This window comes from Streptosporangium sp. NPDC049078, assembly GCF_040648855.1.
In the GTDB taxonomy this organism is placed as follows: domain Bacteria; phylum Actinomycetota; class Actinomycetes; order Streptosporangiales; family Streptosporangiaceae; genus Streptosporangium.
Genome location: NZ_JBEZEL010000014.1, coordinates 142,212 through 160,317, shown reverse-complemented (window position 1 = coordinate 160,317; position 18,106 = coordinate 142,212). Strand labels below are relative to the sequence as shown.

The window sequence follows — 18,106 nt, the reverse complement described above, 5'->3', positions numbered from 1 at the left end:
TTCCTGCGCGCGCGCCCCGGCCGTCAGGCGGGGGGAGGCGCATCCTCCTTCTGTCTTCGTGGTCCAACCGTTGGCGCCGGCTCCCCGGGGAGCCTTGACCGGGATGTCCGGCGGGAGACCGGTGACGGGGGCGACCGGGTATCGTACCGGGACTCGATACGATACCCAGCCCATCCGACACTTCCGGGCCTTGCGGCCTGCCCGCGGGTGTCAGAGCCGTTCCGGCCGGTCCGCCCGTAGGTGCTGGGGCCGTCCCGGCGGGTTGCCGAGGGCGGCGGGAAGAACGCGGGTCCGAGGACCGGCTCCCGGCCAGGGACCGGGGGTCTCGCCCTCGTGTTCGTCGCCGGGCACGTTCACCCTGGTGTCGTAGACCCTGAAACCGCGCGCCCGATAGTTCGCGAGAGCCACCGGGCTGTCAAGTGAGCAGGTGTGCAGCCACACCCGCCGGGTCGGCTCCCGCTCCGGCTGCCGGTCGGCCAGGTCCCAGGCCCTGGCCGTGCCGACCTCCAGCAGGTGACCGCCGATGCCCTGGCCGATCGCCCACGCCAGGAGGCCGAAGGAGGTGATCTCGACCGCCGCGTCGTCCTGGGGGGCGAGTTCGACGAAGCCCGCGGGGGTGCCGCGATGGTAGGCCACCCAGGTCTCCACGCCCCCGGCTAGCCAGTCGGCCCACTCGTCCCAGGTCCACGGAAGCTTGTTGGTCCAGTGCCAGTCTCCGCCGACGGCCGTGGTGAGGAACCGGCTGAACTCGGGCGAGGGCAGCTCGGCGCGGACGATGTCGACCTCGACCGACGGAGGTTTGGCGGGCAGCAGGTCCGAGCGGGAGGTCTGTTCGAGATACCAGGTGGTGACGTCCATAGTGGATGCATCAAATCACGGCGCGGAGCCCGTCAGGTCCCCAGCTCCCGACCTCGCGCGACGGCACGCGTGTGTCGTACCGGGGGAAAACAGTCGGCGAGACCTGGTACGAATGACCGGGTGAGCGAAGAGCTGATGCTGCGGGAAGAGGCCGAGGAGCGGCTGCGGGCGCTCGCCGGGGAGCACGCCCGGCTGCGCGAGGACCAGTGGGCGGCGATCAAGGCGCTGGTGATGGACCGGCGCCGGGTGCTCGTGGTGCAGCGCACCGGCTGGGGCAAGTCGGCGGTCTACTTCATCGCCACCGCGCTCCTGCGCGAGCTGGGCGAGGGGCCGACCGTCATCGTCTCACCGTTGCTGGCCCTGATGCGCAACCAGATCGCCGCCGCCGAGCGCGCCGGAATCACCGCGGTCACGGTCAACTCCGCCAACCCCGAGGAGTGGGAGCAGGTCTACAACCAGGTCGCCGAGGGGGCGGTCGACGTGCTGCTCGTCAGTCCCGAGCGGCTCAACAACCCCGACTTCCGCGACCACGTGCTGCCCGAGCTGGCCGAGAGCGCGGGCCTGATCGTGGTCGACGAGGCCCACTGCATCTCCGACTGGGGTCACGACTTCCGTCCCGACTACCGGCGGTTGCGCACGCTGTTCGAGGAGCTCACCGAGGGCGTGCCGATCCTCGCGACCACCGCCACGGCCAACGCCAGGGTCACCCGCGACGTCGCGGAGCAGATGGGCGAGGAGACGCTCGTGCTGCGCGGCGCGCTGGAGCGCGACAGCCTCCACCTGGGGGTGGTGCGCCTGCGCGGCGCCGAGCAGCGTCTGGCCTGGCTCGCCCAGACGCTGCACGAGCTCCCGGGCTCCGGCATCGTCTACACGCTCACCGTGGCCGCGGCCCAGGAGATCGCCGCCTACCTGCGTGAGCAGGGCCATGAGGTGATCGCCTATTCGGGGCAGACCGAGCAGGCCGAGCGGCTCGCCGCCGAGCAGGCGTTGCTGGACAACAAGATCAAGGCGCTGGTCGCGACCTCCGCGCTCGGTATGGGCTACGACAAGCCCGACCTCGGCTTCGTCGTGCACGTCGGCGCACCGCAGTCCCCGGTGGCCTACTACCAGCAGGTCGGCCGTGCGGGCCGAGGGGTCGAGCGTGCCGAGGTGATCCTGCTGCCCGGCGCGGAGGACCGCGACATCTGGGCGTATTTCGCCTCGCTGGCCTTCCCTCCCGAGCCCGTGGTGCGCGCCGTGCTGGCCGCGCTCGAGGAGGGCGGCGTGATGTCCACGGCCGCCCTGGAGAACCGGGTGGACCTCAGCAGGAGCCGCCTGGAGACGATGCTGAAGGTCCTCGACGTCGACGGCGCGGTGCGCCGGGTCAAGGGCGGCTGGGAGTCCACCGGCGAGCCCTGGGCGTACGACGCCCCCCGCTACGCCAGGGTCGCCGCCGAGCGGGAGGCCGAGCAGCGGGCCATGCTCGACTACCTCGACACCACCGGCTGCCGTGAGGAGTTCCTGCGCCGCCGTCTCGACGACGACACCGCCTCAGCCTGCGGACGCTGCGACAACTGCACCGGCGGCCACCGCTCGCCAGAGGTGGACGAGCGGGCCGTACGGTCGGCCGCCGACCGGCTCCAGCGGCCCGGAGTGGACATCGAGGCCCGCAGGCAGTGGCCGACCGGGCTGGCCGACCTCAAGGGCAGGATCAAGCCGGAGCTGGGTGCCGAGCCGGGCAGGGTGCTGGGCAGGCTCACCGACATCGGCTGGGGCAACCGCCTGCGCGGTCTCCTCGCCGACGGCGCCCCCGACGGGCCGATCCCCGACGACGTCTTCGCCGCCGTGATCAAGGTGCTCTCGTCCTGGGAGTGGGCACAGCGACCGGTCGGCGTCGTCGCGGTGCCCTCGGGAAGCCGTCCCCAGCTCGTCCGCGGCCTGGCCGAGCGGCTCGCCCAGGTGGGGCGCCTGTCCTACCTGGGCGACCTCGGTTATCGGTCGGGCTCGCCCGGACGGCAGTTCAACAGCGCGCAGCGCGTCCAGGCGATCCGGGGCACCCTCGCCATGCCCGCCGCCCTGGGCGCGGCCGTCGCCGGGGCCGGAGGCCCGATCCTGCTCGTCGACGACCTGGTCGACACCGGATGGACGATGACGCTGGGAGCCGCGATGCTCCGTCATGCCGGAGCCCCCGCCGTGCTGCCCCTCGCCCTCGCGGTCACCAGCTAGGAGGAGTGAGTCCGGTCCGGTGGACTGCCGTGTCACGCTGTCAGCCGTGGTGGCCGCGTTCCTCGGCGAGGCGGTGCGGCACCCGCGCCAGCCGCAGGAAGGTCACCAGCCCGACACCGCCGACGAGGTTGCCCATGACGGCCCAGCCCAACGCCGCCAGCCAGTCCAGGTAACCGAACGGAGCCTGGCCGGTGATCAGGGCGGTGAACATCAGGATCGAGTCCAGCACGCTGTGGAACAGCTGACCGCCGGCCAGCAGAGCGCCGAACAACACGGCGGGCACCAACCGGACCCCGAGATCGTCGGTGGCGTGCTGCATCCGGGTCATCAACGTGATCACCATGCCGGCCAGCACCGCGAGAGAGAACGAACGCAGGTTCGTCCCCAGAGCCGCGAAGTGGGTGCCGGCCTCCACGGCGGTCGGATGCAGCCCGGGAAAGGCCTGCATGATCAACCAGGCGATTCCCCACCCGCCGGCCAGGTTGGCCACCAGTGACACCGCCCACAACCTGGCCAGTCCACTCAAAGATCCGTGGCGGGCCGCGACCGCGGCCACCGGTACCAGGAAGTTTTCGGTGAACAACTCGCTACGGGCCAGCAACAGCGCGACGAAACCGATGCTGAACGCCGACCCGGCCAGAATCGCCGACCCGGTCGCCTCCTTGACCAGCAGGTACGCCAGCACCCCGGTACCGACGTCGATCCCGCCCAGCAGGCCGGTCACCACCAGTGTCGGCCACGGCCGGGCCAGCCGCGCGGAACCCTCGTTGACCAGACGGTCGAAGGCGTCCTCAAGCTCGGGCTCCGGCTCCACCGGAGGCTGCGTCAGCCCGTCGTCATGGCGATGACCGGACTCCGAAGGCTCGCTCACCGAGACGGCATGCCCCGTGCGCCAGTCGCCACTCCGACCTCGGAGAACAATGGAACAGCCAATAACGGCGGGTGGTCGTGAGCCCGGCCAAGGACCCTTCGAACCCGACGTTCCGATCCGTGATGGTGAGCGCGTGCCGCGTCGTCGCGCTTCGGCGGCGATGTCCGATCGGTGCGGCTGACGGTCGCCTCGGGGTGGGCCGGGGCATATGCGGAACGCGGGACCGGGTCCGCCGCACGTCCGAGATCGGTGAACCCGCGCGGGACGGGTCAGAGGCGAGGGCGGGCGCCGAGGTGCGAGATGGCCCGGGAGGCGAGGTGGCAGCCGGAGGCGAGGGCCTCGGCCGGGGGCTTGCCGCCCAGCCATGCCGGGAGGAAGCCCGCGGTGAAGGCGTCACCGGCGCCGGTGCCGTCGACCACGCGCTCGATGGCCTCGGCGGGGACCTGGATCGGTTCGGGGCGGTTGTTGGCGTACCAGAGCGCGCCCTCGTCGCGGAGCTTGACGACGACCTGCGGGAACCAGGCGGTGAGGACCTTGGCGGCCGCGGAGGGGTCGTCGCGGCCGGTCAGGACCTTCGCCTGGTCGGCGTTGGCGAACAGCAGCTTGGCGCTCTGCGTCCACTCCAGGAAGGGCTCGGCACCGGTGCGCTCCAGGGGAGCGGAGGAGGAGCAGTCGACCGAGACGGACATCCCCGCACGGCGGGCCATCTCCAGGGCGGCCCTGCCCGCGTCGCGGGAGCCCTCGTTGATCAGGGTGTAGCCGGACAGGTGCAGGTGCCCGCCCTGGGAGAACAGGTCGCGGGGCAGGTCCTCGGGCGACAGCGCCGCGTTCGCGCCGGGGTCGGACAGCATGGTGCGCTCGCCCTTGTGGGTGACGAGCACCACGCAGGTGCCGGTCGGGCGCTCGGGATCCATGACGAGACGGGCGTCGACGCCGTACCCCATCAGCTCCATGTCGCGGTTACGGCCCGTGATGTCGGCGCCGCGCCGCCCGATGAAGGCGACCTCGGTGCCCTCGACGGCGAGCCAGGAGGCGATGTTGGCACCCGAACCACCGCCGTGCATGGTGACGATCGCCGGTGTGTCACTGGCCCGGGCCAGCGGGTAGCGAGCCCGCGCGACCGCGTCGGTCATGAGATCGCCCACCACGACCACCCGCGTCATGATGTCACCACCTTGCTGCCTTCGATGCCGACCTGCCTCTAGACATGCTTCAAGCCATACCTCTGGCTGTGCCTGTAACCGCGAAAAACTTAACAGCTTCCGGCCAGCGTATGGGGCCTTGACCGGACACCGCACCACAGTCGATGCACAAGCGTTGCGCGAATTCGCCCGAGTGGTCTGTTATGTGAGATTCACGTCTACTCTCGGGACTGTGGAGGCTGCTCAGTATCCCGCTCACTGGGAGGCGGACGTCGTTCTGTCGGACGGTGGAACCGCCCACGTACGCCCGATTCGGCCCGCCGACGCCGACCGGTTGCGTTCCTTCTACGGTCGGTTGTCCGACGAGTCGATCTACTTCCGCTTCTTCGGCCCCCGGCCGCGGCTGTCGGAGCGGGAGATCACCTGGTTCACCAACGTCGACTACGACAGCCGGGTGGCGTTGATCGCCACGATCGGCACCGAGATGGTGGCGGTCATCCGCTACGACCGGATCGAGCCCGGTGAGGCGGAGGTCGCCTTCCTCGTCGAGGACGCCCACCAGGGCCGAGGAGTCGCCTCCGTGCTCCTGGAACACCTGGCCGCCACCGCGAGGGAGAAGGGGATCGCCCGCTTCGTCGCCGACGTGCTGCCCGCCAACCAGAAGATGATGGCGGTGCTCAAGCAGGTCGGCTACACCGCGCAGAGCCGCTTCGCCGACGGCGTGGTGAGGATGACCCTCGACCTCACCCCGACCGAGACCGCCCAGGAGGTGACCGCCTCCCGCGAGCACCGTGCCGAGTCCCGTTCCATCGAGCGGTTGCTCTCACCCGGTTCGGTGGCGGTCGTGGGAGCGGGCCGGGAACCGGGCGGCGTCGGCCAGACCGTGTTGCGCAACCTGCTCGGCGCCGACTTCACCGGCCCGGTCTACCCCGTGCACCGCGAGGCGCGGGCCGTCGCGGGGGTGCGGGCCTATCCGAGCGTGACGGCCATCGACGGCGAGGTGGACCTCGCCGTGCTCGCGGTGCCCGCCGACGGGGTGATCGACGTGGTCAAGGAGTGTGCTGAGAAGGGCGTACGCGGGCTGATCGTGGTCTCCTCCGGATTCGGGGAGACCGGTCGGGAGGGCCGGGCGAGGCAGGACGAGCTGGCGCGCATCGCCCGCGCGTACGGCCTGCGGGTCGTCGGTCCCAACTGCCTCGGCATCGCCAACACCGACCCCGCGATACGGCTGAACGCCACGCTCGCCGCCACCCTCCCCGGCCTCGGGCGGGTCGGGTTCTTCAGCCAGTCGGGCGCCCTGGGCACCGCGCTGCTGCAGCGGGTGGCCCAGCGCGGCATGGGCATCTCCTCGTTCGTCTCGGCGGGCAACCGCGCCGACGTGTCGGGCAACGACCTGCTGCAGTACTGGGAGGAGGACCCGCGGACCGACGTGATCCTGCTCTACCTGGAGTCGCTGGGAAATCCGCGCAAGTTCGCCCGCCTCGCGCGGCGCATCTCGCGCCGCAAGCCGATCGTGGTCGTCAAAAGCGGTGGTACCACCCAGAACGTGCCCACCGGCCACGCGGCACCCGTGCTCGGCCTGCCGGACACCGCGCTCAGCGCGCTGTTCGAGCAGGCGGGGGTGATCAGGGTCGACGACCTGATCCAGCAGTTCGACGTGGCGCAGCTGCTCGCCTACCAGCCGCTGCCCGCCGGGCCCAGGGTGGGACTGGTCAGCAACTCCGACGCGATGGCGCTCCTCGCGGCCGACGCCTGCGTGCGGGTGGGCCTGGAGCCCCGCCCGCCGGTCAACCTCGGCGCGCGGGCCTGCGCGGAGGAGTTCGGCACGGCGCTCACCTCGGTGATCCCGGACGTGGACGCCGTGGTCGCGATCTACATGCCGCCCATCCCCGGCGACGGGGCGGAGGTCGCCGCCGAGTTGCTGCGCGCCTCCCGCGACTGCGGCAAACCGGTGCTCGCCACCTTCGAGGGCAGGATCGGCATGCTCGACGAGCTGCGGGTCGGCACCGCACCCGGCAGGGGCTCCATCCCCTCGTACGCCGCACCGGAGGAGGCGGTCCGAGCGCTCGCCCACGTCGTGCGGCACGCGCGCTGGCTGGAGCAGCCCGCGGGACTGCCCGAGGAGATCGAGGGCATCGACTCCGGCGCCGCGCGGGACCTCGTGCTCGCGACGCTCGCGGACGCCCGTGCCGAGATCGACGCGTCGGAACTGCTCGCCTGCTACGGGGTGGAGGTCTGGCCGTCGCAGACGGTGGGGTCGCCGCGGGAGGCGGTCAAGGTGGCGTCGAAGCTCGGCTGGCCGGTCGTGCTGAAGGCCGCGGGTCCCGAGGCGGCCAAGCGTGCCGGGACCGTACGCCTCGGGCTGTCCGGTCCCGACGGGGTGCGTGACGCCTACGCCGACCTGAAGCGCCAGCTCGAACCCGGTGCCGTGCTCGCGGTGCAGCGTATGGCCCCGCAGCCCGCGGTGCCGACCGTGGCCGGCGTGATGGACGACCCCGCCTTCGGCGCGGTGGTCTCCTTCGGGCTCGGCGAGATCACCGCGCGGTTGCTGCGCGACGAGGCCTACCGTCTGGCCCCGCTGACCGGGGAGGACGCCGCGGCGCTGGTGAGGTCGCCGCGCGCCGCGCCCCTTCTTCTGGGCGAGTACGGCTACCCGCCGGTCGCCGTCGAGGCACTGGAGGACCTGCTGGTCCGGCTCGGGCGGCTGGCGGACGATCTTCCCGAGGTGGCGCGGCTCACCCTGGACCCGGTGCTGGTGGGAGAGTCGGAGGTGATCGTGCTGGGTGCCCGTGCCGTGCTCCGTAGTCACGAGGGCCCGCGCCCGGACGGCGGTCCCCGGCGCCTCGGCTAGCGCACCTGCCGCTTCGTCGCCGCTCGGCGGTCACATCCGATCCGGCGCGAGGGCCGGGGCACTCCGGGGCACGTACGGAACGCGGGGCTGACCCGTCCGCCGGGTCGCGGGGATGATCTGGACCGTGCTGGCGACGGTGGCGGGCGCGGGACCGGTCTCCATGACGTTGCCCGTGCCGGGATCGACCATGTCCATGCCGTCCTGGGCGGCATTGGCGGCATGGGCGGCATGGGCGGCTCTGCCGGACGCGGTGAGCGTTCCCGAGGCGTTCCGCGACACGGCCACGCCGACCGTGATCCGGGGGAGCTGGAATCCGGGTGCCACCAGGTCGCGCGTGTCGCAGTCGACGATTCCCGCCGTGATCCGGCATCTCCAGCCCGCACCCGAGGCGCGCACCGGGGTCAGGCCCGTGGGGAAGTAGTAGGTGACCCTGGTCGGCCGGGTGATCCCGGCGGAGTCGGGTCTCGCGGTGACGTCGATGGAGAAGGTGCCGCTGTCACCCGCCTCGAACGGGCCGTCGTGGACCGTGGTGAGGATCAGGTCGCCGGGGAAGCCCGCCCCGGAGAGGGACGGGCCGACGGTGGTCGCCGCCGCGGTCGTCATGACGGCCGTCACGACGGTCACCGGGACGGCCGCGACGAGGCGCGAGAGGCCGCTACGCCATGCCGGCCGGGTCAGGCCCCGCGAGGTCGGCCGGCGCGGCCGGGGCCGGCTCGGCGGGTCGGGCGGCGCCGGGACGGACCGTCCTGCTGAGTCCTGACCTTCTCCGGCCATGTTCTCTCGCCCCCTGTTCCGGTAGGGATTCACCGTTTCCCATTCCGGAGTGATGAAAAATCCCAGATATATGAACAAAGTGGGAAATGTGCAGAATCGCCCATTGTTGCTGCTCAGGACGCCGCACACCCCCGCCCGCTACCGCTCCCGGTAACCCGGAAAGGGTCGCGTCAAACCGGGCGGAGGGGAAAGTCGCGGCCGACAACGGAGACCCGGCGGCTCCGGGATCACCCCCCGATGCCGCTTTCACGGCCGGAAAAGGTGAGGGCGAATCGCATCACGATTTGCACCGCGGGCCGAAGCTCACGTACTCCCGGTGAAAGCGCCGCCCCGGACAGGGCAGGATGGACCCATGAGGGAAACCCGACTCTCGTCCGCCGGCCTGCGCGACGCCATCGACCGCAGTGGCTACTATCCCGACCTGGTCGCCGACGCGGTCGAGTCCGCGCTCGGCAAGGAGCAGGTGGGCGCCTACGTCGTGCACCACGAGGCCACCTTCGACCCGGCCATGGAGGTGCGCAGGCATGTCACCGTGCTGGTGCTCTCGCCCACCCGGCTGCTCGTCTGCCACACCGACGAGCATCCCGCGGTGGAGGGGGTCTCGGCCTCCCACGCCTCCACGACCACCGAGGCCGTGCGCCTCAGCCGAATCCAGTCGGTCGCGGTCACCCGGGTCGTCCCCGACCCCGCCTCCTACGTGCCGGGGGTGCCGCCCACGGAGGTCACGCTCACCATCGGCTGGGGAGCCATCTCCCACGTCGATCTGGAGCCGGCCACCTGCGGCGACGAGAACTGCGAGTCCGACCACGGATACACCGGCGCCATCACGGCCGACGATCTCTCCCTGCGGGTGAGCGAGGCGGCGGACGGACCGGAGGCCGTCTCCCACGTGCTGGCCTTCGCCAAGGCACTGTCGGAGGCCACCGCTCGCACCGCCTCGTGAACCCCCTGGTCCCCGCGTACGGGACGGCCTCGCTCGCGGACCTGTCCGCCTCGCTGCTCGCCGCGGTCGGGGTGGGCGGCGACAACCCGCTGGACCTCGCCTCCGCCGAGCGGGTCCTGCTGTTCCTCGTCGACGGGATGGGCGCCGAGCTGCTCCGCGCCCATCCCGGCGTCGCGCCGTTCCTGTCGTCCATGTCCGGCGGGGTGCTCACCGCGGGCTTCCCCGCCACCACCGTGACCAGCCTGAGCACCCTCGGCACCGGCCTGCCGCCGGGCGGGCACGGCATGCTCGGCTACCAGCTCGCCGTTCCCGGCGCCGGTTACCTGCTCAACTGCCTGCGCTGGACCGCCCCCGGCCCTCTCGTCGAGCCCGGCGCGTGGCAGCCGGCCCCCACCGTCTACGAGCGCGCGGCGGCGGCCGGCGTCCGGGTCAGCTATGTCGGGCCTGCCAGGTTCGAGACCACCGGTTTCAACAGGGCCGTCTATCGGGGCGTACGCTTCGTCGGGGCCGACGAGGTCGACGACCGGATCGCCGGGGTCCGCCACGCGCTGGCCGAGCCCCGGGCCCACGTCTCGGTCTACTACGGCGATCTCGACTCCACCGGCCACGTCGCCGGCTGGGGCTCCCCGGCCTGGCTCGACCAGCTCGCCCGGGTCGACCGGATGGCCGAGCGGCTGGCGGAAACGCTCCCGCCGGGCTCGGCGATGTACGTCACCGCCGACCACGGCATGATCAACGTCACCGATCGCGTCGACGTCGACACCCTTCCCGCGCTGCGCGAGGGCGTCGCCATGCTCGGCGGGGAGAGCAGGGCCCGCCATCTCTACACCGACCCCGGCGCCTCGGCGGCGGTCCTCGACACCTGGCGCGAGGTCCTCGCGGGAAAGGCATGGGTGGCCTCCCGGCAGGAGGCGGTCGAGTCCGGCTGGTTCGGGCCCGACGTCCGCCGCGAATGGCTGCCCAGGATCGGTGACGTCCTCGCCGTTCCCTACACCGACTGCGCCATCGTCGCCTCGGTCGCGGAGCCGCACGAGGCGAACTTCCTCGGCTGTCACGGCTCGCTGACCCCCGCCGAGCAGTACGTTCCCCTTCTGGAGACGAGCACCCGCTGACATCCGCCCCGCGGCTGAATTCGGGGTCCGCACGCTGGAGGCATTTTCGATGAATCCGTTGATCACCACCGCCGAGCTGGCGGACCTGGCCGAGGTGAGCGTCCTCGACGTGCGCTGGAAGCTCGCCGTCTCGCCCACCGGGCCGGCCGGGATCGACTCCTACCGCGAGGGGCACATCCCCGGCGCCGTCTTCTGCGACCTGGAGACCGACCTGACGGCCCATCCCGGGCAGGAGGGTCCGGCATGGGGGGGTGGCCGTCATCCGCTGCCCTCCGCCGAGGACTTCCAGGAGGCGATGCGCCGGCTCGGCGTGTCCGGCTCCCGTACCGTCGTCGTCTACGACGGAGCCGACTCCACCGCGGCCGCCGCCCGCGCCTGGTGGCTCCTGCGCTACTTCGGCCACCCCGACGTGCGGGTCCTCGACGGCGGCCTGCGCGCCTGGATCTCCGAGGGCCTGCCGGTCTCCACCGAGGAGAGCGGTCCCGAAACCGGCGACTTCGAGGCGCGGCCGGGCGGGATGCCGCTGCTCGACGCCACGGAGGCCGGCGCACTCGCCGCCGACGGGGTGCTGCTCGACGCCCGTGCCGCCGAGCGCTACCGGGGCGAGGTCGAGCCGATCGACCCGGTCGCCGGGCACATCCCGGGCGCGGTCAGCGCCCCCACCGGTGAGAACGTCGACGCCTCCGGACGCTTCCACCTGCCGGAATTCCTGCGCGAACGCTTCAACACCCTGGGCGCGGTCCCCGGGGTCGCGGTCGGCGCCTACTGCGGGTCCGGCGTGACGGCGGCGCACGAGGTGCTGGCCCTGGAGGTGGCCGGCGTCCCGGCCGCGCTCTACGTCGGGTCGTGGTCGGACTGGGTGACCGACCCCTCCCGGCCGGTCGCCACCGGCTGACCGTCACCGGCCTTGCGGGGCCTGTCATCACCGGGTGACCACTGCGGGCACCTTGAGGCTCTGGCATAAAGATCGCGACGTGGTCACGCTGAGCAAGATCCGGTTCCTGATCGGAGACCCAGGTGTCAACGATGATCGTCGGTTTTGGACATCTCGGTCGTGTTCGCCCTCGTCGCGAACAGGTGGTCCACGCCGGTTGTCTCCACCCAGGCGCAGTGAGACGAGGGCGATGTCACTCACGTGCGGAGTCGTCGATCTGCACCGGGTATCCGGCGTTCAACGCGGCGACGGTCGAGGGCGGGGTGATGACGTCGGCCGGTCCCCGTACGGGCCGTGGGTGGCGGGTCCGGTAGCCCTCGAACGTCCATTCGACCAACCGGGGGCCGACGACAACGGCGGGGGTGGTGCCGAACCGGACGAAGGTGCCGTCGGGCAGGCAGGCCCAGGGCACCTCGTGGACACGCCTCTGGCGCGTGCCCCGGACGAGCCGCTCGTCGTGCAACCGCCGATTCATCGCCCGGGCGGACGGCACGTCGACTCCCGCACCCTCGGCCCAGGCGAAGCGGTAGGCGTTGTAGCTGTCCCTGCGGCATTCCGCGCACGGGCGATGCCCGGCCGCCAACGAGACGGCCTCGTCATGGAAATACAGAAAGGTGTAGTGATCGGGGCGCCACTGCTCCTGCCGCCGCCCCTTGAAGCTGAGCGCACAGGTGATCCACAGGTCACCCGCGTGGAAGCGGACGATGCGCTCGCCCGAATGGACGATGCCGCGGTTACCCGTCCAGGCGCCGCGCAGCGAGATCGCCACGATGTCCCCCATGGGGGTGACCCGGTTACAGGAAGGCGCCACGTGGTGTCCTTTCACCAGAGCCCGTGAGAGTCCGGCATACCGGTCGGGCCTCACCATCATGGCCGGGGTCGAGGCCGCGTGTCCTGATCGATCACGACACCGCACGACGTTTGGAGGGCTGCTGAAGATCTTGTTCCTGTGGTGGTGCTCTCGGCCGGTCGGGGAAGCGGGTCCGCGCTGCTCAGAGCGGATCTGCTCCGGGCAGATCGTGTCGACGCCGATCCTGGCGGCGCCACATGATGGGCGCATGAGTGAACAATCGAAACCCCCGCTGTTCGACGCGCGGGTGAGAGGCCAGCTTTACGAGCGGCGTGTTCTCGTTCTCGACGGGCCTCTCGACGACGACAACGGCACGTTGCTCGCCACGCAGTTGATAGCACTCGCCACGCAGGACGCGTCGACCGATATCGCACTGTGGATCCATTCCCCGGGCGGTTCGGTTCCGTCGATGCTCGCGATCCGTGACGTCATCCGGCTCATCCCCTGTGACGTGTCGACCCTCGTGCTGGGCATCGCCTACAGCGCCGGGCAGTTCCTGCTGTCCTCGGGCGCCCGAGGGAAGCGCCGCGCCCTGCCGCACTCACGTGTCCTGATGCACCAGGGTTCGGCCGGGATCGGCGGCACCGCGGTCGACATCGAGCTGCAGGCAGGCGACCTGCGGCACACCCGCGACACGGTGCTCGGTCTCATCGCCGAGGACACGGGCCAGCCTGTGGAGCGCGTATTCGAGGACTCACTGCATGATCGCTGGTACACGGCGCAAGAAGCGCTGGACTACGGCTTCATAGACACGATCGTCCAGAGCTTCGAGGAAATCGCGCCGCACGATCGCCCTCGGCTCGGATTCGGCGTCACCGAAGGAGCCGCCCGGTGACCACGTACACGATCCCCAACGTCATCGCCCGGGATTCTCGCGGCGAGCGGATCATGGATGTCTACTCGCACCTGCTCACCGAGCGAATCGTCTATCTGGGAACCGCGATCGACGCGGGTGTCGCGAACGCGCTCATCGCGCAGCTCATTTTCCTGGAGTCGGACAACCCTGACGCCCCCATACAGTTCTATATCAACTGTGAGGGCGGGGATCCGAGCGCGATGCTCGCGATATACGACACCATGCGCTATATCCGCCCGCGGGTCGAGACGACATGCATTGGGCAGGCCATCGCGGTGGGCGCCGTCCTTCTCGCTGCGGGCGCCGAAGGAAAACGTGCCGCCCTCCCGCACGCACGGGTGATCTTGCATCAACCGGCAGCTCAGGGGCGCGGAACGATCCCCGATCTCATCCTGCAGGCCGACGAGGTCGTACGTGTGCGGGCGGACATCGAGCGCATACTGTCGCGGCACACGGGCCAGACCATCGAGACCCTGCGTGCCGACACCGATCATGACCGGGTGTTCACCGCGACGGCGGCCCTGGAATACGGGCTCCTCGATCAGATCATCGAGGAGCATTCACCGGGTCGTGCGTGATTCCGGAGGCCACGTCAGGCGGCCAGGGCGTACGCCGCCGAGCAGGTGGCACCTCTCGGTGTGCTGCTCTGAGCGGGCCGCAGGCTCTCGGCGACGGCAAGGGTCAGATCGAACAGGGTGACGTCCAGCGCGCCGGCGACCGCGGCGATCATTTCGCTCGACGGCTCCTTGACGCCCCGTTCCATCTCGGAGAGATACTGCGGTGAGACGCCGGCGCGATGCGCCGTCTCGCTCAACTTCTCGCCCCGCTCGTGACGAAGATCTCTGAGACGCTCGCCGAGCGCGTGCCGCCACAGCGGTTCGCGAGCCGGAGACGGCTTGGGATCGGTCCGATCGATCGCCGGAGACGGCGGCGGGACAGAGGAGGCCATGTCTCACCATAAATAGACGACGCGTTCGAGTTCTGCCGACTTCGCGCAGAGCGGAACGGGTGAAAACCGTGACCCGTCTGGTTTTGCCGTCCTCTGCCTGCCGCTCCCCACGGGAAGACCTACAGCTCTTCGCCGATCGCCGCGGACGGGCGATCCCTCCCGACAGGCCAAGGCGGCTCATCCCCGCGGCCGAAGCAGACGAAGCCCGCCACACCGGTCCTCCCTCCCGCGACGGCCAGCGCCCGCGCGGGCGGGTCGCCGGCGGCGAGCGCCTCGTGGAAGGCGGTCATCAGCGCGAGCGTCTCCTCGTCGCGCACCGGCACCAGGCTCGCCACCACGCACCGCGTCCCCAGCGACAGGAACGTACCCGCGAGCCCCAGGGGCGCCCCGTCCGCGGGGGCGTGCGCCATTCCCGCGTCACACGCCGACAGCACCACCAGAGCGGGCGGGGTGCGCAGCCGCAGCAGGTCGTACGCCATCAGCGGGCCGTCGTCGAGGTCGATGCTCGACAGCAGCGGGCTGCGCGGGGAGAACATCCCGTGCGCTGCCAGGTGGGCCACGTCGGCCCGTTCCAGCGCCGCCATCACCTCCGCCCGCCGCGCCGCCACCCGCTCCGTGCCTCGATGGCACTCGACGACCATGCGGGCCTCGGCCTCCGCGTACCGCAGTCCCGGTCCGGCCACCGCCATCGGCACCGCCTCCTCCCTCCCGTCCCGTACGGACGGCACACGCCGCCCTGCCAGCCAGGCGGCGGCGCTGGCCGCCACGGTCACCGGCCGATCGGCGTTCATCGGCAGCAGCGGCCAGGGCAGGGTGTGCAGCGTCCCCGTCGGCACGACCACCAGTGGCCGGTCGGCCAGCCGATCACGCAGCGGGCCGAAGAGGAGCCGCTCCAGCTCCGTGGCCTCCGCGCCGGGCTCGGGGGCACTCCCGTCGAGCAGGTGTGTCCTGCGCAGCCCGTACCGGAGGCGGACGGTGGCCTCGGCGACGGCGGAGAACGGGCCGAGGCGGCGCAGCGTCATCCGGTCCCGGGTGACCACGACGGCGGCCAGGTCGCTCTCGTGGCGGACGAACTCCACCAGGACCGACTCCCCGAGCGCGGCCCGCAGCGCGGCCGGTCGGGGCGCGAGCGGCCGGCCGGCGCCCCCGGTGACCGCCCGCCACCGTTCGGCCCAGGCCAGGACCGCATGGCCCCGCCCGGTCCGCATGGCGAGGGCGAGCCCGAAGCGGGCCAGCGGCTCACCCGCCCTGGCGGCGTGCGCGCGTACCACCGGATCCTCGAACGTCCTCGTCTCGGTGCCCACCTCCGCCAGACCGGCCAGCACAGCGGCGAACGCTCCCCGCCGGTCTCCCGCCAGGGCACGTAGCAGCGCCGCCGCGTGCAGGGCGACCATTCCGCGGCCCGGGCGGGAGAGCAGGGCGAGCTGGTGCTCGGCGGAGGGCCGGTCGCCCAGTCCGAGGGAGACCTCGGCGACGGTGAGCCTGAGCGCCTCCGAGGTGTCTCGGTGCCCGGCGGCGCAGAGGGCGTCGGCACACGAGAGCATCGTCGCCGCCAGTTCCGCCGTGGGCGACTCCAGCGCGAGCCGGGCCCGCAGGAGGATCTCCTCGGCGACCGGCACCAGGATCGTCCGCCCCTGCGCGGTCAGCTCGCGGGCGGCCAGGTCCGCGCTCTCCCTCGCACGATGCGGGTCACCGGTGCGCAGCTCGACCCTGGCGAGCAGCAGGAGGGCCTCGGCCAGCGCCGTCCCGGCGCCCGCCGCGGCGAGCTCTGGAACCGCCGCCTCCAGCAGGACCCGTGCCTCGCCGGGCAGATGGGCGGAGATCAGGGCCTCGGCCAGGTCGCAGCGCACCGTCGCCAGCCGCTCCGGGTAGCCGACCAGGACGCTCTCCGCGCGCCGGTAGGCGCCGAACGCGGCGGGCAGGTCGCCGCGCCGTGCGGCCAGGAACGGCAGATTGCCCTCGGCGAGCGCGAGAACGTGTTCCAGGCCCGCGCTCCTCGCCAGCTCCGCGCACCGGCTCAGGTCGGCCTCCGCCGCCCCCAGCTCTCCGAGGAACACCCGGGCGAGCCCGCGGTTCAGCATCGCCCCGGCCAGGAACCTGACATCGCCGCCGAGGACCCGCACGGCCCGGTCGCAGTGGTCGACGGCCTCGCGGTAGCGGCCGAGCCGCGCCAGGGCCACGGCCCGGTGCACGTCGAGCTTGCCCACCTCCGCCGGGGTGAGCCCGGGCTCGGCGTCGGCGGCGAGGGCGAGGGCCTGCTCCGGATGACCCAGCTCGGTACGGACGTGGACCAGTGACAGCCGCGCCTGGGCCGCCCGGTGCGGCAGCCCCGCCGAGAGCGCGATCCGGACCGCCCGGCGCAGGTGCTCCTCGGCGAACGGCAGGTCGCCCAGCTCGCGCGCCGCCACCGCCGCCGCCCTGTGCGCCACCGCCTCCGTCTCGCAGTGCCCGCACCCCGCGAGGCGCTCCGCGGGCCCGCCGCCCTCCGGCCCCTCGTCCTGTGACGCGCCGATCTCCGGCTCTCCGCTCCTCGCCGCGCCGCCGGCCGGGGCATCCGCCCGGCAGGACGCGGCAAGCGAGGCGAGCACACTGCGGGCGAGAGCGAGGGCGCGGGCCGGGTCGCTGCCCGAGAGGTCGAGTGCGTGCTCGGCGTCGGTGAGCGCTTCCTGGAAGGTCACCTACGGGCGGATCCGGGTCCAGGTGGTGACCACGGGGGAGCACTCGGGCCGGTGGCACACCACGCTGAACCAGCCCGGCGGCAGGCCGGTGACGGCGAACTGGCCCGTCGGGGACAGCACACGCGACTCCGTGAGGTGCAGGGTACGGATCTCGACCAGCGTGCCCGCCTCGGGGCAGGGGGAGATCTGGCCCGCGAGGTCGACCAGGCCGTCCAGGGAGGTGACCTCCAGCTCCACCGTGAGTTCGGTCGCGGTGAACCTCAGCAGCCGTGTTTCCTCGGTGGACCGGACGCCTCGCGGCACGGGCGTGACCACGGGACGGGCGTGGACGGCGCCGGGCAGCCGCAGGCCGAAGGCCGCGTGGGCCGCGGCCGTCACCCGCGCGGGCACCGGGTCACTTCCCGACGCCAGGCGCAGCGCGGCTATCAGGGACTCGTCGTCGATCGCCGCCGGATGTCGCGTCACGATGTCGCCTCCCGGGCGATGAGCATGGTGCGGAGTCGGTTCAGGCAGCGGCCCCTGGTGGGGCCGTAGCTGCCGCTGGGCATGCCCAGACGCCCGGCCAGCTGGTGGACGCCCGCGTCGGGGGCCGTCGCCATCAGCCGGAACAGCGACCGGCACGGCTCGTGCATCTCGTCAACGGCCTGCCACAGACGGCGGCCCTCGTCGGCGCTCAGCACGGCGAGCGCCGGATCGGCGTGGGCGGCGCCCGCCGGGGCGGACCACGCGTGCTCGCCGTCGGAGAGGTCGGCGACCAGCCGCTCGCCCCGGTGCCGGCGGCTCAGGAGGGACGCCTCACGCTTGGCCGTGGTGAACAGCCAGGAGCCGATCCTGTCGGGGTCACGGATGGTGTGCAGGCTCTCCAGCAGCCGCAGCCAGGTGCCCTGCACCGCGTCGGCGGCGTCCGCCGGGCTGAGGTCGTAGGCGCGCACGGCCGACCACAGCAGGCCCGTGAAACGGGTGACCAGCGCGTCCCAGGCCGCCTGGTCGTCCACCGGCACGGCGTCGATCGCGCGCTGGTCGCTCACCGGCACCTCCGGAATCGCGGAGAACACTTTACGTGTCCGAGTGAATGCTCTGGGT

Annotated in this window: 16 protein-coding genes; 7 read left to right on the top strand and 9 right to left on the bottom strand. The window is 72.0% G+C overall.

Translation table 11 applies throughout. The features are described from left to right. Positions 1 to 210 precede the first annotated feature (210 nt). A complete protein-coding gene (locus AB0B90_RS24685) occupies positions 211 to 858 on the bottom strand; it encodes a GNAT family N-acetyltransferase (protein WP_350945960.1) in 648 nt (215 codons plus the stop codon). Between the two features lie 135 nt (positions 859 to 993). On the opposite strand from AB0B90_RS24685, the gene AB0B90_RS24680 reads away from it, so the two are divergent. Continuing rightward, complete coding sequence (locus AB0B90_RS24680) at positions 994 to 3,063, top strand: RecQ family ATP-dependent DNA helicase (protein ID WP_350946111.1); 2,070 nt, start codon at positions 994 to 996, stop codon at positions 3,061 to 3,063. Between the two features lie 40 nt (positions 3,064 to 3,103). Here AB0B90_RS24680 and AB0B90_RS24675 read toward each other — a convergent pair whose 3' ends face one another. Together AB0B90_RS24675 and AB0B90_RS24670 are read right to left on the bottom strand one after the other, a co-directional pair. After that, positions 3,104 to 3,934, bottom strand: coding sequence for a formate/nitrite transporter family protein (locus AB0B90_RS24675; protein ID WP_362924991.1), 831 nt, complete (start codon positions 3,932 to 3,934; stop codon positions 3,104 to 3,106). A gap of 269 nt (positions 3,935 to 4,203) precedes the next feature. Then, positions 4,204 to 5,097 (bottom strand): sugar kinase, encoded by an 894-nt coding sequence (locus AB0B90_RS24670; protein WP_350945962.1) that lies wholly within the window; start codon positions 5,095 to 5,097, stop codon positions 4,204 to 4,206. Positions 5,098 to 5,308: 211 nt separating this feature from the next. Here AB0B90_RS24670 and AB0B90_RS24665 point away from each other — a divergent pair, with 211 nt between their 5' ends. Continuing rightward, the gene (locus tag AB0B90_RS24665) at positions 5,309 to 7,927 is read left to right on the top strand and encodes a bifunctional GNAT family N-acetyltransferase/acetate--CoA ligase family protein (protein ID WP_350945963.1); all 2,619 of its coding nucleotides are present in this window, start codon (positions 5,309 to 5,311) and stop codon (positions 7,925 to 7,927) included. Positions 7,928 to 7,957: 30 nt separating this feature from the next. Here the strand turns inward: AB0B90_RS24665 and AB0B90_RS24660 are convergent, their stop codons facing one another. Further along, entirely contained in the window at positions 7,958 to 8,542 is a 585-nt protein-coding gene (locus tag AB0B90_RS24660; RefSeq protein WP_362924989.1) for a hypothetical protein, read from the bottom strand. 511 nt (positions 8,543 to 9,053) lie between these two features. On the opposite strand from AB0B90_RS24660, the gene AB0B90_RS24655 reads away from it, so the two are divergent. Genes AB0B90_RS24655 through AB0B90_RS24645 form a run of 3 tightly spaced genes read left to right on the top strand, consistent with a single transcriptional unit; the run spans position 9,054 to position 11,651 of the window. Continuing rightward, positions 9,054 to 9,644, top strand: coding sequence for a DUF5998 family protein (locus AB0B90_RS24655; RefSeq protein ID WP_350945965.1), 591 nt, complete (start codon positions 9,054 to 9,056; stop codon positions 9,642 to 9,644). Then, entirely contained in the window at positions 9,641 to 10,756 is a 1,116-nt protein-coding gene (locus AB0B90_RS24650) for a nucleotide pyrophosphatase/phosphodiesterase family protein (protein ID WP_362924987.1), read from the top strand. The genes AB0B90_RS24655 and AB0B90_RS24650 overlap by 4 nt, the downstream gene beginning before the upstream one ends. Before the next feature lie 49 nt (positions 10,757 to 10,805). Next, positions 10,806 to 11,651 carry a sulfurtransferase gene (locus AB0B90_RS24645; protein ID WP_350945967.1) on the top strand — a complete coding sequence of 282 codons (846 nt, stop codon included), beginning with the start codon at positions 10,806 to 10,808 and terminating at the stop codon, positions 11,649 to 11,651. A gap of 232 nt (positions 11,652 to 11,883) precedes the next feature. On the opposite strand, the gene AB0B90_RS24640 is transcribed toward AB0B90_RS24645, so the two are convergent. Beyond that, the gene (locus tag AB0B90_RS24640; protein WP_362924984.1) at positions 11,884 to 12,501 is read right to left on the bottom strand and encodes a hypothetical protein; all 618 of its coding nucleotides are present in this window, start codon (positions 12,499 to 12,501) and stop codon (positions 11,884 to 11,886) included. 58 nt (positions 12,502 to 12,559) lie between these two features. Between AB0B90_RS24640 and AB0B90_RS24635 the strand changes: the two genes are divergently transcribed. Together AB0B90_RS24635 and AB0B90_RS24630 are read left to right on the top strand one after the other, a co-directional pair. Continuing rightward, positions 12,560 to 13,375, top strand: coding sequence for an ATP-dependent Clp protease proteolytic subunit (locus AB0B90_RS24635; RefSeq protein WP_362924982.1), 816 nt, complete (start codon positions 12,560 to 12,562; stop codon positions 13,373 to 13,375). Further along, positions 13,372 to 13,974: an ATP-dependent Clp protease proteolytic subunit gene (locus AB0B90_RS24630; RefSeq protein WP_362902348.1), complete on the top strand. Its 603-nt coding sequence runs from the start codon at positions 13,372 to 13,374 to the stop codon at positions 13,972 to 13,974. The genes AB0B90_RS24635 and AB0B90_RS24630 overlap by 4 nt, the downstream gene beginning before the upstream one ends. A 14-nt stretch (positions 13,975 to 13,988) precedes the next feature. Here the strand turns inward: AB0B90_RS24630 and AB0B90_RS24625 are convergent, their stop codons facing one another. From AB0B90_RS24625 to AB0B90_RS24610, 4 genes are all read right to left on the bottom strand, one after another. Next, on the bottom strand, positions 13,989 to 14,345 hold the full coding sequence (locus AB0B90_RS24625) for a helix-turn-helix transcriptional regulator (RefSeq protein ID WP_350945971.1): 357 nt from the start codon (positions 14,343 to 14,345) through the stop codon (positions 13,989 to 13,991). A 119-nt stretch (positions 14,346 to 14,464) separates the two neighbouring features. Next, positions 14,465 to 17,023 carry a CHAT domain-containing protein gene (locus tag AB0B90_RS24620; protein ID WP_362924980.1) on the bottom strand — a complete coding sequence of 853 codons (2,559 nt, stop codon included), beginning with the start codon at positions 17,021 to 17,023 and terminating at the stop codon, positions 14,465 to 14,467. After that, a complete protein-coding gene (locus tag AB0B90_RS24615; RefSeq protein WP_350945973.1) occupies positions 17,024 to 17,488 on the bottom strand; it encodes a hypothetical protein in 465 nt (154 codons plus the stop codon). Beyond that, positions 17,485 to 18,051, bottom strand: a complete 567-nt coding sequence (locus tag AB0B90_RS24610) for a sigma-70 family RNA polymerase sigma factor (RefSeq protein ID WP_350945974.1) — start codon at positions 18,049 to 18,051, stop codon at positions 17,485 to 17,487. The genes AB0B90_RS24615 and AB0B90_RS24610 overlap by 4 nt, the downstream gene beginning before the upstream one ends. Positions 18,052 to 18,106: the final 55 nt, after the last annotated feature.